Raw genomic sequence first — 14,753 nt, 5'->3', positions numbered from 1 at the left:
GACGGTATGCACGCTCTGCTGATCGTCGCCGTCCTGCTCGGCGGGTACGTCCTGCTCTGGCTGCTCGGCTTCCTCGGCTGCGCGCTGCGGCAGGGGCGCCGCCCCGCCCCCGTCGGGGCGGACTACCTGGTCGTCCTCGGCGCCGCCCTGGACGGCTGCGAGCCCGCCCCGCCGCTGGCGGCCCGGCTGGAGGCCGCGCTGGAACGTTTCGCCGCCGAGGAGGCCGCCGGGCACACGCCGCTGCTCCTGGTCACCGGCGGGAAGGGCCCGCACGAGGAGTGCACCGAGGCCGCCGCGATGGCCCGCTACCTGACCGCCCGGGGCGTCCCGGCCGACCGGATCCGGCGCGAGGAACGGGCCGTGAACACCGTCGAGAACCTGCGTTTCAGCGCGGCGCTGATGGCCGCCGAACGGCCCGGCTACCGGTGCACGGTCGTCACCAGCGGCTTCCACACCGCCCGCACCGCGCTCGCCGCCCGCCGGGCCGGCGCCCCCGGCCGGGTGGTCGCCGCGGACGGACTGCTCGCCCACGGCCCGTACGCACTGCTGCGGGAGGCGGTCGGCACGGCACTCGCCTACCCGCGCGCCAACGCCGCCGCCCTCCTGCTCCTCGCGGGCACCGGGGTCCTCCTCGGCTAGGCGGACCTATGCCCCGGGCCCGGCGGCTGCTACTGGAGCCTCCACTGCTGGTTCCAGCCGCTGTTGCAGGTCCAGACGCCCAGGGCCTTGGCGTCCTCGTCGTAGGTCAGGCAGTCCTGGTCGGTGATCCGGATCTGGTACTGGCCGTCGCCCTGCGCGACGAGCTGCCACTTCTGCTCGTCGGCGCCGGTCCACGGCTTGGCGTCGGCGACGTAGCCCTTGGTGTTCTCGGTCAGCGCGAGGCCGGACACGGCGCTGGTGATCTTGTAGCGGCCGTTGCCCAGTGCGGTGAACTGCCAGCCGGTGTTCTTGGGGCCGCTGGTGCCGGCGAGGATCGAGGGGCCGGAGGCAGCCCCGGTGGCCACCGGGCCCCGGCCGGTCTTCACCTTGGGGTACAGCAGCCCGGTCACGGCGTCACCGCCGCCCTGGTGCGCGGGCACGCCGGGAGTGGCGGTGCCGCCGGTGCTGACGCCCGGCACCGTACCGGGCTTGGCCGGGACACCCGGGGTGGCGGTACCACCCGTGCCGACGCCCGGCACCGTACCGGGCTTGGCCGGGACACCCGGGGTGGCGGTACCACCCGTGCCGACGCCCGGCACCGTGCCGGGGATGCCGGGGGTGACGGGGACGCCCGGGGTGCCGGGGGTCCCCGCGATGTCGGCCGGGATCTCGCGGGCCGGGAAGTGGATGATCCGCTTGCTGTCGTAGCACCGGATCAGCACGCAGGACCGGGAGGTGGTCACGGTCCGGTCCGAGTCGCTGCCGACGAAGGCCCAGTTCCCGTAGCCGCCGTCGCCCTTGTTGGTGAAGGTCGACTCGCCCGCGAAGACCCAGATCCGGAAGTCGTCGTAGCCGGTCGGGCCGCCCTCGCTGTCGTGGTGCTCCAGCTTGACGGTCTGGTCGATCAGCACCCCGCGCATGTCCGCCTCGTAGACGTTGCGGAACCAGAGGGTGTCGTACAGGTCGGTGCCGTCGTACTTGAACACCATCACGTTGAACCCCGGTGCGGCGGCGCTCAGTTGGCCGGCCATCCCCTGGGTGAACGCCGCGTTGTCGGCCTGCGCGGTGAGGGCCGCGCTGCGGAAGCCCCCGATCATGGCGCCGATGGAGCTGATCAGCGCGCTGTAGCAGTTGCCGTTGCCGATGTTGGCGGGCCCGCCGACGCCCGGCTCGATGCCCGGGCAGTCGGTCGCCGCCGAGGCCTGCTGCGGCACGGCCATCAGGCCGGTCGAGGCCAGGGCCGCCAACAGGGTGCCGGCGACGGCCCGTTGGGTGGCCCTGGTCGTCCGGCGGGAGGAAGCGCGCATGCTGAAGTGCCCCGATCATTCGGCGAGGTGGCGTCCGTCTGCGGATCCGCAGCGGAGAGCGGTCCTCCGGATGCTAGGGCCGCTCACCGGCACCACCCGCGATCTTGACGGCACCCTGACGAACCGTTGATGATCTTCCTCCGCGCTGGCCCCGCAGCGGCCGCGGAGGCCGCCCGGAAAGCCCGGAGGCTCCCGGGTCCGGTACCGGACCCGGGAGCCTCCCGGTGCTTCGACTCCCCTGGGATCAGGCGAGGTTGGCGAGCGCCTCGTTGAAGGTCTTGGACGGGCGCATCACCGCCGCGGCCTTGGCCGGGTCCGGCTGGTAGTAGCCGCCGAGGTCGACCGGCGAGCCCTGCACGGCGATCAGCTCGTCGACGATGGTCGTCTCCTGCTCGCCGAGCGCCTTGGCCAGGCCCTCGAACGCCTGGGCCAGCTCGGCGTCGGCGGTCTGCTGGGCCAGCTCCTGGGCCCAGTACAGGGCCAGGTAGAAGTGGCTGCCGCGGTTGTCGATGCCGCCGAGGCGGCGGCTCGGCGACTTGTCCTCGTTGAGGAAGGTGCCGGTGGCGCGGTCCAGGGTGTCGGCCAGCACCTGGGCGCGGGCGTTGCCGGTGCTGGTGGCCAGGTGCTCGAAGCTGGCGGCCAGGGCGAAGAACTCGCCGAGGCTGTCCCAGCGCAGGTAGTTCTCCTTGACCAGCTGCTGGACGTGCTTCGGGGCGGAGCCGCCGGCGCCGGTCTCGAACAGGCCGCCGCCCGCCATCAGCGGGACGACCGACAGCATCTTGGCGCTGGTGCCCAGCTCCAGGATCGGGAACAGGTCGGTCAGGTAGTCGCGCAGCACGTTGCCGGTCACCGAGATGGTGTTCTCGCCGCGGCGGATGCGCTCCAGCGAGAACGTGGTGGCCTCGACCGGGGACTTGATCTCGATCTGCAGGCCGGTGGTGTCGTGCTCCGGCAGGTACTTCTTGACCTTCTCGATCAGGACGGCGTCGTGGGCGCGGTTCTCGTCCAGCCAGAACACCGCCGGGTCGCCGGTGGCGCGGGCGCGGGTGACGGCCAGCTTGACCCAGTCCTGGATCGGCAGGTCCTTGGTCTGGCAGGCGCGGAAGATGTCGCCCGGCTGGACGGCCTGCTCCAGCACCACGTTGCCCTCGGCGTCGACGAGGCGGACGGTGCCGGCCGCGGCGATCTCGAAGGTCTTGTCGTGGCTGCCGTACTCCTCGGCCTTCTGGGCCATCAGACCGACGTTCGGCACGGAGCCGATGGTGGCCGGGTCCAGGGCGCCGTGGGCGCGGCAGTCGTCGATGACGGCCTGGTACACGCCGGAGTAGCTGCTGTCGGGCAGCACGGCGAGGGTGTCGGCCTCCTGGCCGTCCGGGCCCCACATGTGGCCGGAGGTGCGGATCATGGCCGGCATCGAGGCGTCGACGATGACGTCGCTCGGGACGTGCAGGTTGGTGATGCCCTTGTCCGAGTCGACCATCGCCAGGGCCGGGCCCTCGGCGAGCTCGGCCTCGAACGAGGCCTTGATCTCCGCGCCCAGGTGCGGCACGCCGTCCAGGCCGTTGAGGATGCCGCCGAGGCCGTTGTTCGGGTCCAGACCGGCGGCGACCAGCACCTCGCCGTACTTGGCGAAGGTCTTCGGGAAGAAGGCGCGGACCACGTGGCCGAAGATGATCGGGTCGGAGACCTTCATCATGGTGGCCTTGAGGTGGACCGAGAACAGCACGCCCTCGGCCTTGGCGCGCTCGACCTGGGCGGTCAGGAACTCGCGCAGGGCGGCGACGCGCATCACCGAGGCGTCGACGACCTCGCCGGCCAGCACCGGGACGCGCTCGCGCAGCACGGTGGCGCTGCCGTCCTCGGCGACCAGCTCGATGCGCAGCGCGCCGTCGGCGGCGATCACGGCGGACTTCTCGGTGGAGCGGAAGTCGTTCTGGCCCATGGTGGCGACGTTGGTCTCGGAGTCGGCCGACCAGGCGCCCATGCGGTGCGGGTGGGTCTTGGCGTAGTTCTTCACCGAGCCCGGGGCGCGGCGGTCCGAGTTGCCCTCGCGCAGGACGGGGTTGACGGCGCTGCCCTTGACCTTGTCGTAACGGGCGCGGACGTCCTTGTCCTCGTCGGTCTGCGGGTCGTCCGGGTAGTCCGGGAGCGCGTAGCCCTGCGCCTGCAGCTCGGCGACGGCGGCCTTCAGCTGCGGGATGGACGCCGAGATGTTCGGCAGCTTGATGATGTTGGCGCCCGGGGTCTTGGCGAGGTCGCCCAGCTCGGCGAGGGCGTCCTCGATCCGCTGGCCCTCGGCGAGACGCTCCGGGAAGCTCGCGATGATCCGCCCGGCCAGGGAGATGTCGCGGGTCTCCACGCGCACACCCGCCGTCGAGGCGTATGCCTGGACAACCGGCAGGAACGAGTAGGTCGCCAGGGCCGGAGCCTCGTCGGTGTGCGTATAGATGATGGTCGAGTCAGTCATCGGTACTCCGCTTCACGTCTCCAACGTCTTGACGTCAAGATATCTCGTCACGGCCCCCTAGCTCCACCTCCCCCCGCCCCGGAGCGCGCGCCGGGCGCCCCGGGGGCGCGCCGACGGTCAGCTCCACCGTGGTCCCGGGGCGGGTGCGGGGCAAGCGGAGAACGCTCAGACCTCGGTGAACCGGGCCGCCAGCTCCGTCTCGTCGGCGAGGAACCAGAGCTGCCGGCCGCGGTTGCTCTCCCGGACGAAGTCGCGCAGCGGGTCGCTCGCCGCGACGTGGTCGGCGATGTCGCCGAGGACCACGAGGCCGACGCGGTAGTTGACGAACTTCTGCACGATGCCGCCGGCGACCCGGGTGCGCAGCGTGAAGAAGTCCGGGTGCAGCCGGGCGACGGGGACGACCACCCAGGAGGCACCGCGGCCGAACGCGTCGCCGATCACGTCCATGGCGTCCTGCTCCTCGCGGATCGGCGCGCCCTCGGCGGGCAGCCGCAGGACCGTCGTGCCGTACTGCTCGGACATTGCCGTTCTCCCTGGTCGATGTGGATCCGATATGGACCCGATGCGGATCCCGATGCGGATTCGGTGTGACCGACGCCATCCGACGCGGTCGGCGTCAGTGCATGGACGAGGTCATCGTGTGGACGATGCCGAGCAGCGCGGCGGTGTCGGCCGGATCGCCGAGGACGACGAGCCGCAGGGTCTCCCGCTCCTCGTCGTGGATGGTCTCGACGTGCAGCGGCCGGCCGCCCTCGCGCGGGCCGGCGATCGCGGCCATAACGGCGGTGGACAGCCGGTCGGCGGCGGCCCGGTCGACGTTCTCGATCCGGACGACGGCGGACACCTCGGCCCGCCGCGCGCCGGCGCCGGGCGCGGGCGGGGCGGCCGGGGCGCCGGTGAAGGCCTCCAGGTCCGCACGGGCGATCCGGTACTGCTTGCCGATCCTGGCCGCGGCGAGCCGGCCGTCGCGGATGTAACCGCGGACGGTGCGCACGTGCAGGCCGAGCAGTTCGGCCACCTGTTCCACCGAGTAGTACTGCGCCACCTGCGACCATCCTCTCGAACGCCCCCATCCGCAGGAAACATACCATCCGATAGGGATGTTTACGTAATGATAGGGAGTGGTTTAGTCCACTCGGGTGAACCGACCGTCAGGGGTGCGTCAACGCACCCACCCATTCGGTCAACGCCGCGTCAGGACCGGCGACGCCCGGCGGAACCCGGCCTAGCGTCGAAGCAGCAGTTCCGGCAGGCACCACCACCCCACCCGGGAGCACTCGCATGGCCCGCGTCGTCTGGCACGTTCCGGTCACCGTCTCCGGTACCGGCACCACCACCGCCCTCCGCCTCTTCCGCCTGCGCGACGGCCGCCGCTGCGCCGTCGGCTTCTCCAGCCCCGAGTCGCTCGCCGCCCTCTTCGGGCCGGACCAGGCCTTCACCGAACTCGGTGAACCCGCCCTTCGCGCGCTCACCGCCCCGCTCGGCATCGACACCCTCGTCCTCGACCCGCGCCTGGTCGCCCCGCCCGTCACCGCACCCGCCGCCCCGCTCGCCCCCGTCCCGACCGCACAGCTCCAGCACCGGTGACCGCCCTCCAGCTGGTCCCCGAGGACCCGGACCCCGAACCGGAACCACCTGAGCCGGCCCGGGCGCTGCACGCGCTCGCCCGGGTCAGCTACGGGCCGGTCCCGCTCGACTTCGACCGGCTGGCGGCCGAGCACCCGGCCGTCCAGGGCGGACTCTCCCTCGCCGGCGACGCCGACCTGGAGCTCCGCCTCGCCTGCACCGGCCCCGAGGAACTGCGGGCGGTCGCCACCGCCCTCCAGCGCGCCGGGGCCGCCAAGGTCAGGATCGACCTGGTGCTGCGCGCCCTCACCCCCAGCCCCGTCACCCTCCGCCCGGTCCCCTAGGCCTCCTCCTCGCTCCCCGGTCGGACGGCGCCAGGGCCCCGCCCCGGTGCCGTCCGACCGTGATCATTTCCTCGTCCCGCGCCCGCGACGTACCGTCAAGCCCAGAGGCGACGCACCCGGCTTGAGGAGCAGGCACGATGGACCGATTGACGTACGACGAGGTCAAGGCCGCCGGCGAGCGGATCGCCGGGAGGGTGCGGCCGGTCGCGGTCGCCCCCGGGGACGACCGCGGGCGGACCTGGCTGGCGCTGGAGTTCCTTCAGCACACCGGCAGCTTCAAGGCGCGCGGTGCGCAGAACTTCCTGCTCGCGCACGCCGAGGCGGGCACCCTGCCGGAGGCCGGGGTCACCATCGCCTCGGGCGGCAACGCCGGGCTGGCCTGCGCCTGGGCCGCGCGCGAGCTCGGCGTGCGCGCCACGGTGTTCCTGCCCGAGACGGCCTCCCCGGTGAAGCTGGCGCGGCTGCGCTCGTACGGCGCCGACGTGCGGCTGGTCGGCCGGGAGTACGCGGAGGCGCTGGCGGCCTGCGAGGAGTTCGCGGCGGGCAGCGGGGCGCTGGCCTCGCACGCCTACGACCACCCGCTGATCGCCGCCGGCGCGGGCACCGTGCTGGAGGAGATCCGCGCCCGGGTCCCCGGGCTGGACACGGTGGTGGTGTCGGTCGGCGGCGGCGGACTGTTCGCCGGGGTGGCCGTCGCGGCCCGCGAGCACGGCGTCCGGGTGGTCGCGGTGGAGCCGGAGGGCAGCCGGGCCCTGCACGCCGCCCTCGCCGCCGGCCATCCCGTCGACGTCCCGGTGTCCTCCGTGGCCCAGGACGCCCTCGGCGCCCGCCGCGCCACCGCCCTCGCCGTCCACGCCGCCCGCCACGAGGGCGTCCGGTCCGTCCTGGTCGACGACGAGGCCATCGTGCGTGCCCGCCGCCGGCTCTGGGAGGACCGCCGCATCGCCGTCGAGTACGCGGCCTCCACCGCCCTGGCGGCCCTCGACCACGCGGAGGGCGAGCGGGTCGCCGTCCTCCTGTGCGGCGCCAACACCGACCCGTCCGACCTCGCCACCCCCTGACCGACGGCCCCCGGACAGCGGCTTTGGCCGGATCCGTCGTCAAGCACGAAGACCTGCCCGCCGGTTGGGAAACCGGCGGGCAGGTCCCGTTGTCGGCCGGGTGCTACAGGCTCAGCACCGCCCGCAGGGCCCCGGCGACCTCCGCCTCCGGGTCGTCCGCCGCGCCCGTCGAGCGCCAGGCGACGAAGCCGTCCGGCCGGACCAGCACGGCGCCGGCCGGGCCGATCCCGTGCAGCTCCGCGAAGTCCGCGCCCGGCTCCGGCGCCAGGTCGTCCTCGGCGCCGCCGCCGATCCGGTAGGCGTCCAACGGGACGGCCAGCCGGTCGGCCGCCCGCCGCGCCCCGGCCTGCCAGGCCGCGCCCTCGGGGCCGGTGAGCAGCACCATCGCCTGCTCGTACAGGTCCAGCGTGGACAGGCGCACGCCCGCCCGCAGCAGCCACTGGTGCGGGGCCCGGCTGCCCGGCTCCCCGGCCGACTCGAACTTCTCGGGGACGACCGCGCCCGCCGGGTCCGTCCCGATCACCGCGCCCACCGGGTAGCGGTAGCCGAGCGCCACCCCGAGCACCCCGGTCTGCCGCCCGGCACCCGGCACCACCGCGTACCCGGGGTGGCTGTGCTCGGCCGAGCGGGCCGAGGCGCGCTCGCTGGTCACCTGCGCGACCGGGCGGCGCTCCTGCCCGTACGTCTCCAGCAGCTCCGGCCCGGCCCACCCGCAGAGCACCGCGGCGAGCTTCCAGGCCAGGTTGTGCGCGTCCTGGATGCCGGTGTTCGAGCCGAACGCGCCGGTCGGCGACATCTCGTGCGCGGAGTCCCCGGCGAGGAAGACCCGCCCGGCGCCGTACCGCTCGGCCACCCGCTCGGCGGCGTGCCAGGGCGCCCGGCCGGTCACCTCGACGTCGAGCTCCGGCAGGCCGACGGCGGTGCGGATGTGCCGCTCGCAGCGCTCGTCGGTGAACGCCTCCAGCGGCTCACCGTGCTCGGGGTGCCAGGGCGCGTGGAAGACCCACTCCTCCTGGTTGTCCACCGGCAGCAGCGCGCCGTCCGCCTCCGGGTTGGTCAGGTAGCAGGCGATGAAGTGCCGGTCCCCGACCACGTCGGCCAGCCGCTTGGCGCGGAAGGTGATGCTGACGTTGTGGAACAGCTCGCCCTGGCCGCTCTGGCCGATGCCCAGGCGCTCGCGGGCCGGGCTGCGCGGGCCGTCCGCGGCGATCAGGTAGTCCGAGCGCACCCGGCGCTCCTCGCCGGTCTCCCGGCTGCGCAGCACCGAGGTGACGCCCTCGGCGTCCTGCTCGAAGGAGACCAGCTCGGTGTTGAAGCGGACGTCGCCGCCGAGGTCGCGGGTGGCGCGCAGCAGCACCGGCTCGAGGTCGTTCTGGCTGCACAGGCACCACGAGCTGGGGCTGAACCGGGCGAGCCGCCCGCCGGGGTCGATCTCCCGGAACAGCCACTCCTGCTCGGTGCCGGTCAGCGAGGGCGCCTGGAGGATGCCGTGGTTCGGGGCGAGGAACGACGCCGCCTCGCGGATCGCCGGCTCGATCCCGGCCACCCGGTACAGCTCCATCGTGCGGACGTTGTTGCCTCGGCCACGCGGGTGATGCGAGGTGTCGGCGTGCTTCTCGACCAGCAGGTGCCTGACACCCAGTCGGCCGAGGAAGAGCGAGGCCGACAGCCCGACCAGCGACCCTCCCACGATCAGGACCGGCACCCGGTCGTCAACCTTCGGATTCATCAATTGCTCCACCCTGTCAGGGGATTCAGCGGACCGGCGCCTGGGGTCGGGGCCGCCGTCGAGGGGGCCGCACGGCCGGGGGCCCCGCTCTTCCATCCCCCGCCCGAGGGTGCTTGTGCCGCCTCTTCCCCCGGATGGCCCGCAAATATCGCGGCACCCCGGTACGCCGCTCACGATCGACTTCAGGCCTGGCGCCGACCGACCGGGCCGATCGCCGTCGCACCGCCCTCCCAAGCCGGGAGCACCCCCCGGACGCGGCCCACCGCGGCCCGCAACGTGCGGCCCAGAGCAGAAAGTGGATCATGACAACTCTGTCCGAACCGCAGCGGAAGCAGCAGGCCGACTCCGACACCCGGCTCCGGGTGGTACTGATGCTGGAGATCCAGGACGGCGCCCAGCAGCGCTTCCTCGACGTCTACGAGCAGCTGCGCCACCAGGTGGCCTCGGTGCCCGGCCATGTCAGCGACCAGCTGTGCCAGTCGATCAACGACCCCCGCCAGTGGCTGATCACCAGCGAGTGGGAGGACCAGGACACCTTCCTGGAGTGGGTGGACAGCCCCGCCCACCGCGAGATGGTCAAGCCGATGCACGGCTGCGTCAGCGACAACTTCCGCTCGCTGCGCTACGGCATCCTGCGCGAGACCTCGGCGGCCGGCTCCACCGGCACCCGGGCCCCCCTGGAGGTGCCGCCCGGCCTGCCGCGCACCGAGCCCGCCGGGCACGTCGGCCCGCCGAAGGCCGAGCCCGGCCCGGACGGCGTGGTCCGGCACGCGCTCACCTTCACGGTCAAGCCCGGCAGCGAGCACGAGGTGGCCCGGATCCTGTCCGGCTACGCCTCGCCCCGGGCCGAGGTGGACGAGCACACCCGGCTGCACCGCACCTCGCTGTTCATGCACGGCAACCGGGTGGTCCGGGCCGTCGAGGTGGTCGGCAACCTCGGCGACGCGCTGCGCCACGTGGCGATGCAGCCGGAGGTGCGGGCCGTCGAGGAGGCGATCAACCCGTACCTGGAGGAGGCCCGCCAGCTGGGCGACCCGCAGGCCGCGCGCGCCTTCTTCGCCCGGGCCGCGCTGCCGGCGAAGCACCAGGCGATCGCCAGCTCCCCGACCTCCGCCCGGCTGCACCGGCACGCCGTGCTGTACCCCGTCCGCCCGGGCGAGGGGCAGGCCGTCGCCGAGCTGCTCGCCGACTACGACAACCTCGCCACCGCCGACCCGACCGGCCCGGTCGCGGCCAGCACCGTGTTCCACCGGGCGGACGTGGTGGTGCGCCTGGTCGACCTGCGGGTGCCGGCCGAGGCCGACCCGGCGGCCGCCCTCGGCGTGGCGGGCGACCAGGAGGCCGCCGCACTCGGCCGACTGCTCGACCTCGGCCCGCAGGGCGACCTGCGCACCTCCACCGGACTCGCCGCCGCCCTGGCCGCCCGCGCCATGAGCCCGGTCACCGACCGCAGCTCGCAGGACAACTGAAGAACCAGCCGCATCTCTCGGAGGAAGACACCATGACCACGCAGTACCCACGGATCGTGCACGTCGACGAGGCACCGGAGAACCGTCGGCGCGGCGGCGACCTGCGCGCCATGCTCACCCCGACCACCTGCGGGGCGACCAGCGGGTTCATGGGGCTGGCGATCGTCCAGCCCGGCGAGCGGATCGGCGAGCACTACCACCCGTACTCCGAGGAGTTCGTGTTCGTGGTCAGCGGCGACCTGGAGGTGGACCTGGACGGCGAGAGCCGTCCGATCAGGCCCAACCAGGGCCTGATGATCCCGATCAACATGCGCCACCGCTTCCGCAACGTCGGCGACACCGAGGCCCGGATGGTGTTCCACCTCGGCCCGCTCGCCCCCCGCCCCGAACTCGGCCACGTGGACACCGAGGAGACCGGCGCCGCCGGGCCGCCGGAACACGCCAAGGTGGCCTCGTGACCCGGCGCGTCGCCGTCACCGGGATCGGCGTCGTCGCGCCCGGCGGGGTCGGGGTCCCGGCGTTCTGGGAGCTCCTCACCTCCGGCCGCACCGCCACCCGGGGCATCACGCTCTTCGACCCCACCGGGTTCCGCTCCCGGATCGCCGCCGAGGTCGACTTCGACCCGGCGGCCCACGGGCTGGGCCCGGCGGACGTCCAGCGGGCCGACCGCTACGTGCAGTTCGCGATGGTCGCGGCGGACGAGGCGATCGCCGACGCGGGCCTGGACCTGGCCGCCGAGGACCCGTGGCGGATCGCCGTCTCGCTCGGCACCGCCGTCGGCGGCACCACCCGGCTGGAGCACGACTACGCCCTGGTCAGCGTCGGCGGCGCCCGCTGGGACGTCGACCACCAGCGGGCCGATCCGCAGCTGCACCGGGCCTTCGCGCCCAGCACGCTGGCCTCCACGGTCGCCGAGCGCACCGGCGCGCACGGCCCGGTGCAGACCGTCTCCACCGGCTGCACCTCCGGCCTCGACGCGATCGGCTACGGCTTCCAGGCCGTCGAGGAGGGGCGCGCCGACATCTGCATCGCCGGCGCCTCCGACTCGCCGATCTCGCCGATCACCGTCGCCTGCTTCGACGCCATCAAGGCCACCAGCGAGCGCAACGACGACCCGGAGCACGCCTCCCGGCCCTTCGACGCCCACCGGGACGGCTTCGTCCTCGGCGAGGGCGGCGCCGTCCTGGTGCTGGAGGAACTGGAGCACGCCCGCCGCCGCGGCGCCCGGATCTACGGCGAGATCGGCGGCTTCGCCACCTTCGGCAACGCCTACCACATGACCGGCCTCACCCAGGAGGGGCTGGAGATGTCCCGGGCGATCGACGACGCGCTCGCCCACGCCCGGGTGGACCGCACCGACGTCGGCTACGTCAACGCGCACGGTTCGGGCACCAAGCAGAACGACCGGCACGAGACCGCCGCCGTCAAGCGCTCGCTCGGCGCCCACGCCTACCGGACGCCGATGAGCTCCATCAAGTCGATGGTCGGGCACTCGCTCGGCGCGATCGGCGCCATCGAGGTGGTCGCCTGCACCCTGGCGCTGGCCCACGGCGTGGTGCCGCCGACCGCCAACTACGAGACTCCGGACCCGGAGTGCGACCTCGACTACGTGCCGCGCACCGCGCGCGAGCTGCCGCTGAGCCACATCCTCTCGGTCGGCAGCGGATTCGGCGGATTCCAGTCCGCCGTCGTGCTCAACAGAACGGGGTGAGTGTCATGACGTCACGTCAGCAGGGCCGCCGGGCGGTGGTCACCGGCCTCGGCGTGGTGGCGCCGAACGGCGTTGGGGCCGACGCCTTCTGGAAGGCCACCAGGCAGGGCGTGAGCGTCCTCGACCGGATCACCCGCGAGGGCTGCGACGGGCTGCCGCTGCGCGTCGCCGGCCAGGTGCGGGACTTCGACCCGCGGGCCGCGATCGACAGCCGGTACCTGGTGCAGACCGACCGGTTCACGCACTACGCGATGGCCGCCGCCGACCTGGCGGTGGCGGACGCCGGATTCCACCCCGACCCCGAGCATCCCTTCGCGGTCGGGGTGGTGACCGCGGCCGGCTCCGGCGGCGGCGAGTTCGGCCAGCGCGAGCTCCAGCAGCTCTGGGGCAAGGGGCCGCAGTTCGTCGGCCCGTACCAGTCCATCGCCTGGTTCTACGCCGCCAGCACCGGCCAGATCTCGATCCGCGGCGGCTACAAGGGTCCGTGCGGGGTGGTCGCCAGCGACGAGGCCGGCGGCCTGGACGCGCTCGCGCACGCGGCCCGCACGATCGAGCGCGGCACCGACGCGGTGGTGGCCGGCGCCGCCGAGGCACCGCTGGCGCCGTACTCGATGGTCTGCCAGCTCGGCTACCCGGAGGTCAGCCTCGCCGGGCAGCCCGACCGGGCCTATCTGCCGTTCACCGCGCAGGCCTGCGGCTTCGCCCCCGCCGAGGGCGGCGCGATGCTGCTGCTGGAGGACGAGCAGGCGGCCCGGCTGCGCGGCGCCGCCGTCCGGGCCCACCTGGCCGGACACGGCTCCACCTTCACCGGGGCCTCCCGCTGGGAGGAGTCCCGCGAGGGGCTGGCCGCCGCGATCCGCATCGCCCTGGACGAGGCCAGGATCGCGCCCGAGGAGATCGACGTGGTCTTCGCGGACGCGCTCGGCGTTCCGGCCGCCGACCGGGCCGAGGCGCTCGCACTGGCCGACGCGCTCGGCCCGGCGGCCGAACGCGTCCCGGTCACCGCCCCCAAGTCCGGCACCGGACGGGCCTACTGCGGCGCGCCGATGCTGGACGTGGCGGCCGCCGTCCTGGCCATGGAGGACGGCGTGCTGCCGCCCACCCCGAACGTCACCGAGGTCAGCCACGACCTCGCCCTGGTGACCGGCCGCGCCCGTCCGGCCGAACTGCGCACCGCACTGGTGCTCAGCCGCGGGCTGATGGGTTCCAACTCCGCACTGGTGCTCCGGTGCGGAGACCGGCCCTGAATCCGCACCCGCAACTCCACCGAAGGGACATCCCGTGAGCAACACCCTCAGCTATCACGAGCTGGCCGCCCTGATCCAGGCCCGGGCCGGCGTCACCGTCGACCCGCTGCACCTGGAGCGCCCGGGCGCGCAGTTCGACGAGTTCGGCGTCGACTCGCTCGGCCTGCTCGGCGTCGTCGGCGAACTGGAGAACCGGCACGGCCTCAAGGTCACCTCGGGCGCCGAGTCCGCCAAGACCCCGGCCGAGTTCCTGCAGCTCGTCAACACCTCCTTCCTCTCCCCGAAAGCTGGTGCCTGAGATGCCCGGACACACCGACAACGAGATCGTCATCGCCGCCCCCCTCGACCTGGTCTGGGAGATCACCAACGACCTGGAGAACTGGCCGGACCTCTTCAGCGAGTACGCCTCGGTGGACGTGCTGGAGCGCGACGGCGACAGCGTCCGCTTCCGGCTCACCATGCACCCGGACGAGAACGGCCAGGTGTGGAGCTGGGTCTCCGAGCGCACCACCGACAAGTCCTCGCTCGCGGTGCGCGCCCGCCGCGTCGAGCCCGGCCCGTTCGAGTTCATGGACATCCGCTGGGAGTACGCCGAGGTCCCGGCCGGGACGAGGATGCGCTGGATCCAGGACTTCGCGATGAAGCCCACCGCCCCGGTCGACGACCACGGCATGGTCAACCACATCAACCGCAACTCCCGGATCCAACTGGAGCTGATCCGCGAGAAGGTCGAGAAGCGGGCGGCGGAGCGGTGACCGGAATGCACCGCGCCCTGATCGTCGCCCGGATGAAGCCCGAGGCCGCACCGGACATCGCCGAGGTGTTCGCCACGTCCGACCAGGGCGAACTGCCGCACCTGATCGGCGTCACCGGCCGCAGCCTGTTCCAGTTCGGCGACGTCTACCTGCACCTCATCGAGGCCGACCGCCCGCCGGGCCCGGCCGTCGCCAAGGTCATCGGCCACCCGGAGTTCCGGTCCGTCAGTGACCAGTTGACCGCCTTCGTCCAGGCCTACGACCCGGCCACCTGGCGCGAGCCGAAGGACGCCATGGCGCACGAGTTCTACCGCTGGGACCGCTGACCCCGTCCCACCCGTCCCGCTCGTCCTGGGGGGGGGGCGGGGGGGGGGGGGGGGGGGGGGGGGGGGGGAGGTGGGGGGGGGGGGGGGGGGGGGGGGGGGGGGGGGGGGGGGGGAGGGGAGGGGTGGGGGTTG

At 73.6% G+C, this 14,753-nt stretch carries 16 protein-coding genes; 11 read left to right on the top strand and 5 right to left on the bottom strand.

Features of this window, described 5'->3' with window-relative positions; genetic code table 11:
• The first annotated feature begins 6 nt into the window (after positions 1-6).
• Positions 7-639 (top strand): YdcF family protein, encoded by a 633-nt coding sequence (locus AC07BF_RS14020; protein ID WP_363629464.1) that lies wholly within the window; start codon positions 7-9, stop codon positions 637-639.
• Positions 640-668: 29 nt separating this feature from the next.
• Here the strand turns inward: AC07BF_RS14020 and AC07BF_RS14015 are convergent, their stop codons facing one another.
• The 4 genes from AC07BF_RS14015 to AC07BF_RS14000 all read right to left on the bottom strand — a co-directional run bounded on the left by AC07BF_RS14015 (position 669) and on the right by AC07BF_RS14000 (position 5,458).
• Positions 669-1,946, bottom strand: coding sequence for an RICIN domain-containing protein (locus tag AC07BF_RS14015; protein ID WP_363629465.1), 1,278 nt, complete (start codon positions 1,944-1,946; stop codon positions 669-671).
• A gap of 244 nt (positions 1,947-2,190) precedes the next feature.
• Complete coding sequence (locus AC07BF_RS14010) at positions 2,191-4,413, bottom strand: NADP-dependent isocitrate dehydrogenase (protein WP_363586001.1); 2,223 nt, start codon at positions 4,411-4,413, stop codon at positions 2,191-2,193.
• A gap of 165 nt (positions 4,414-4,578) precedes the next feature.
• Positions 4,579-4,935 (bottom strand): DUF4180 domain-containing protein, encoded by a 357-nt coding sequence (locus tag AC07BF_RS14005; RefSeq protein ID WP_363586000.1) that lies wholly within the window; start codon positions 4,933-4,935, stop codon positions 4,579-4,581.
• Between the two features lie 94 nt (positions 4,936-5,029).
• Positions 5,030-5,458, bottom strand: coding sequence for a helix-turn-helix domain-containing protein (locus AC07BF_RS14000; protein ID WP_363629467.1), 429 nt, complete (start codon positions 5,456-5,458; stop codon positions 5,030-5,032).
• A 236-nt stretch (positions 5,459-5,694) separates the two neighbouring features.
• On the opposite strand from AC07BF_RS14000, the gene AC07BF_RS13995 reads away from it, so the two are divergent.
• The 3 genes from AC07BF_RS13995 (at position 5,695) to AC07BF_RS13985 (ending at position 7,384) form a co-directional block, all read left to right on the top strand.
• Positions 5,695-6,000, top strand: coding sequence for an SAV_915 family protein (locus AC07BF_RS13995; RefSeq protein WP_363585998.1), 306 nt, complete (start codon positions 5,695-5,697; stop codon positions 5,998-6,000).
• Positions 5,997-6,323, top strand: coding sequence for a hypothetical protein (locus tag AC07BF_RS13990; protein WP_363629469.1), 327 nt, complete (start codon positions 5,997-5,999; stop codon positions 6,321-6,323). The genes AC07BF_RS13995 and AC07BF_RS13990 overlap by 4 nt, the downstream gene beginning before the upstream one ends.
• 137 nt (positions 6,324-6,460) lie before the next feature.
• Entirely contained in the window at positions 6,461-7,384 is a 924-nt protein-coding gene (locus AC07BF_RS13985) for a serine/threonine dehydratase (protein ID WP_363585996.1), read from the top strand.
• A gap of 103 nt (positions 7,385-7,487) precedes the next feature.
• Here AC07BF_RS13985 and AC07BF_RS13980 read toward each other — a convergent pair whose 3' ends face one another.
• Complete coding sequence (locus tag AC07BF_RS13980) at positions 7,488-9,113, bottom strand: FAD-dependent oxidoreductase (protein ID WP_478333403.1); 1,626 nt, start codon at positions 9,111-9,113, stop codon at positions 7,488-7,490.
• 302 nt (positions 9,114-9,415) lie between these two features.
• Here AC07BF_RS13980 and AC07BF_RS13975 point away from each other — a divergent pair, with 302 nt between their 5' ends.
• Genes AC07BF_RS13975 through AC07BF_RS13945 form a run of 7 tightly spaced genes read left to right on the top strand, consistent with a single transcriptional unit; the run spans position 9,416 to position 14,621 of the window.
• Positions 9,416-10,582, top strand: coding sequence for a SchA/CurD-like domain-containing protein (locus AC07BF_RS13975; RefSeq protein ID WP_363585994.1), 1,167 nt, complete (start codon positions 9,416-9,418; stop codon positions 10,580-10,582).
• A 32-nt stretch (positions 10,583-10,614) separates the two neighbouring features.
• Positions 10,615-11,040, top strand: coding sequence for a cupin domain-containing protein (locus tag AC07BF_RS13970; protein ID WP_350879141.1), 426 nt, complete (start codon positions 10,615-10,617; stop codon positions 11,038-11,040).
• Positions 11,037-12,293, top strand: coding sequence for a beta-ketoacyl-[acyl-carrier-protein] synthase family protein (locus AC07BF_RS13965; protein ID WP_478333402.1), 1,257 nt, complete (start codon positions 11,037-11,039; stop codon positions 12,291-12,293). Before AC07BF_RS13970 ends, AC07BF_RS13965 begins: the two co-directional genes overlap by 4 nt.
• A gap of 5 nt (positions 12,294-12,298) precedes the next feature.
• The gene (locus AC07BF_RS13960; protein ID WP_363585992.1) at positions 12,299-13,540 is read left to right on the top strand and encodes a beta-ketoacyl synthase N-terminal-like domain-containing protein; all 1,242 of its coding nucleotides are present in this window, start codon (positions 12,299-12,301) and stop codon (positions 13,538-13,540) included.
• A 34-nt stretch (positions 13,541-13,574) separates the two neighbouring features.
• Complete coding sequence (locus AC07BF_RS13955) at positions 13,575-13,838, top strand: acyl carrier protein (RefSeq protein WP_363585991.1); 264 nt, start codon at positions 13,575-13,577, stop codon at positions 13,836-13,838.
• A 1-nt stretch (position 13,839) separates the two neighbouring features.
• Positions 13,840-14,295, top strand: a complete 456-nt coding sequence (locus tag AC07BF_RS13950; RefSeq protein WP_363585990.1) for an SRPBCC family protein — start codon at positions 13,840-13,842, stop codon at positions 14,293-14,295.
• 5 nt (positions 14,296-14,300) lie between these two features.
• The gene (locus AC07BF_RS13945) at positions 14,301-14,621 is read left to right on the top strand and encodes a TcmI family type II polyketide cyclase (protein WP_063351612.1); all 321 of its coding nucleotides are present in this window, start codon (positions 14,301-14,303) and stop codon (positions 14,619-14,621) included.
• Positions 14,622-14,753: the final 132 nt, after the last annotated feature.

The organism is Kitasatospora sp. NPDC043950, from assembly GCF_056435345.1.
The sequence above is the reverse complement of the archived record's forward strand: the minus strand, read 5'-3'. Positions and strand labels throughout refer to the sequence as shown.

Coding starts and splice junctions, on each gene's coding strand:
- AC07BF_RS14020 (WP_363629464.1), top strand. CDS start 7: ATGCACGCTCTGCTGATCGTCGCCGTCCTGCTCGGCGGGTACGTCCTG.
- AC07BF_RS14015 (WP_363629465.1), bottom strand. CDS start 1,946: ATGCGCGCTTCCTCCCGCCGGACGACCAGGGCCACCCAACGGGCCGTC.
- AC07BF_RS14010 (WP_363586001.1), bottom strand. CDS start 4,413: ATGACTGACTCGACCATCATCTATACGCACACCGACGAGGCTCCGGCC.
- AC07BF_RS14005 (WP_363586000.1), bottom strand. CDS start 4,935: ATGTCCGAGCAGTACGGCACGACGGTCCTGCGGCTGCCCGCCGAGGGC.
- AC07BF_RS13995 (WP_363585998.1), top strand. CDS start 5,695: ATGGCCCGCGTCGTCTGGCACGTTCCGGTCACCGTCTCCGGTACCGGC.
- AC07BF_RS13985 (WP_363585996.1), top strand. CDS start 6,461: ATGGACCGATTGACGTACGACGAGGTCAAGGCCGCCGGCGAGCGGATC.
- AC07BF_RS13980 (WP_478333403.1), bottom strand. CDS start 9,113: ATGAATCCGAAGGTTGACGACCGGGTGCCGGTCCTGATCGTGGGAGGG.
- AC07BF_RS13975 (WP_363585994.1), top strand. CDS start 9,416: ATGACAACTCTGTCCGAACCGCAGCGGAAGCAGCAGGCCGACTCCGAC.
- AC07BF_RS13970 (WP_350879141.1), top strand. CDS start 10,615: ATGACCACGCAGTACCCACGGATCGTGCACGTCGACGAGGCACCGGAG.
- AC07BF_RS13960 (WP_363585992.1), top strand. CDS start 12,299: ATGACGTCACGTCAGCAGGGCCGCCGGGCGGTGGTCACCGGCCTCGGC.
- AC07BF_RS13950 (WP_363585990.1), top strand. CDS start 13,840: ATGCCCGGACACACCGACAACGAGATCGTCATCGCCGCCCCCCTCGAC.
- AC07BF_RS13945 (WP_063351612.1), top strand. CDS start 14,301: ATGCACCGCGCCCTGATCGTCGCCCGGATGAAGCCCGAGGCCGCACCG.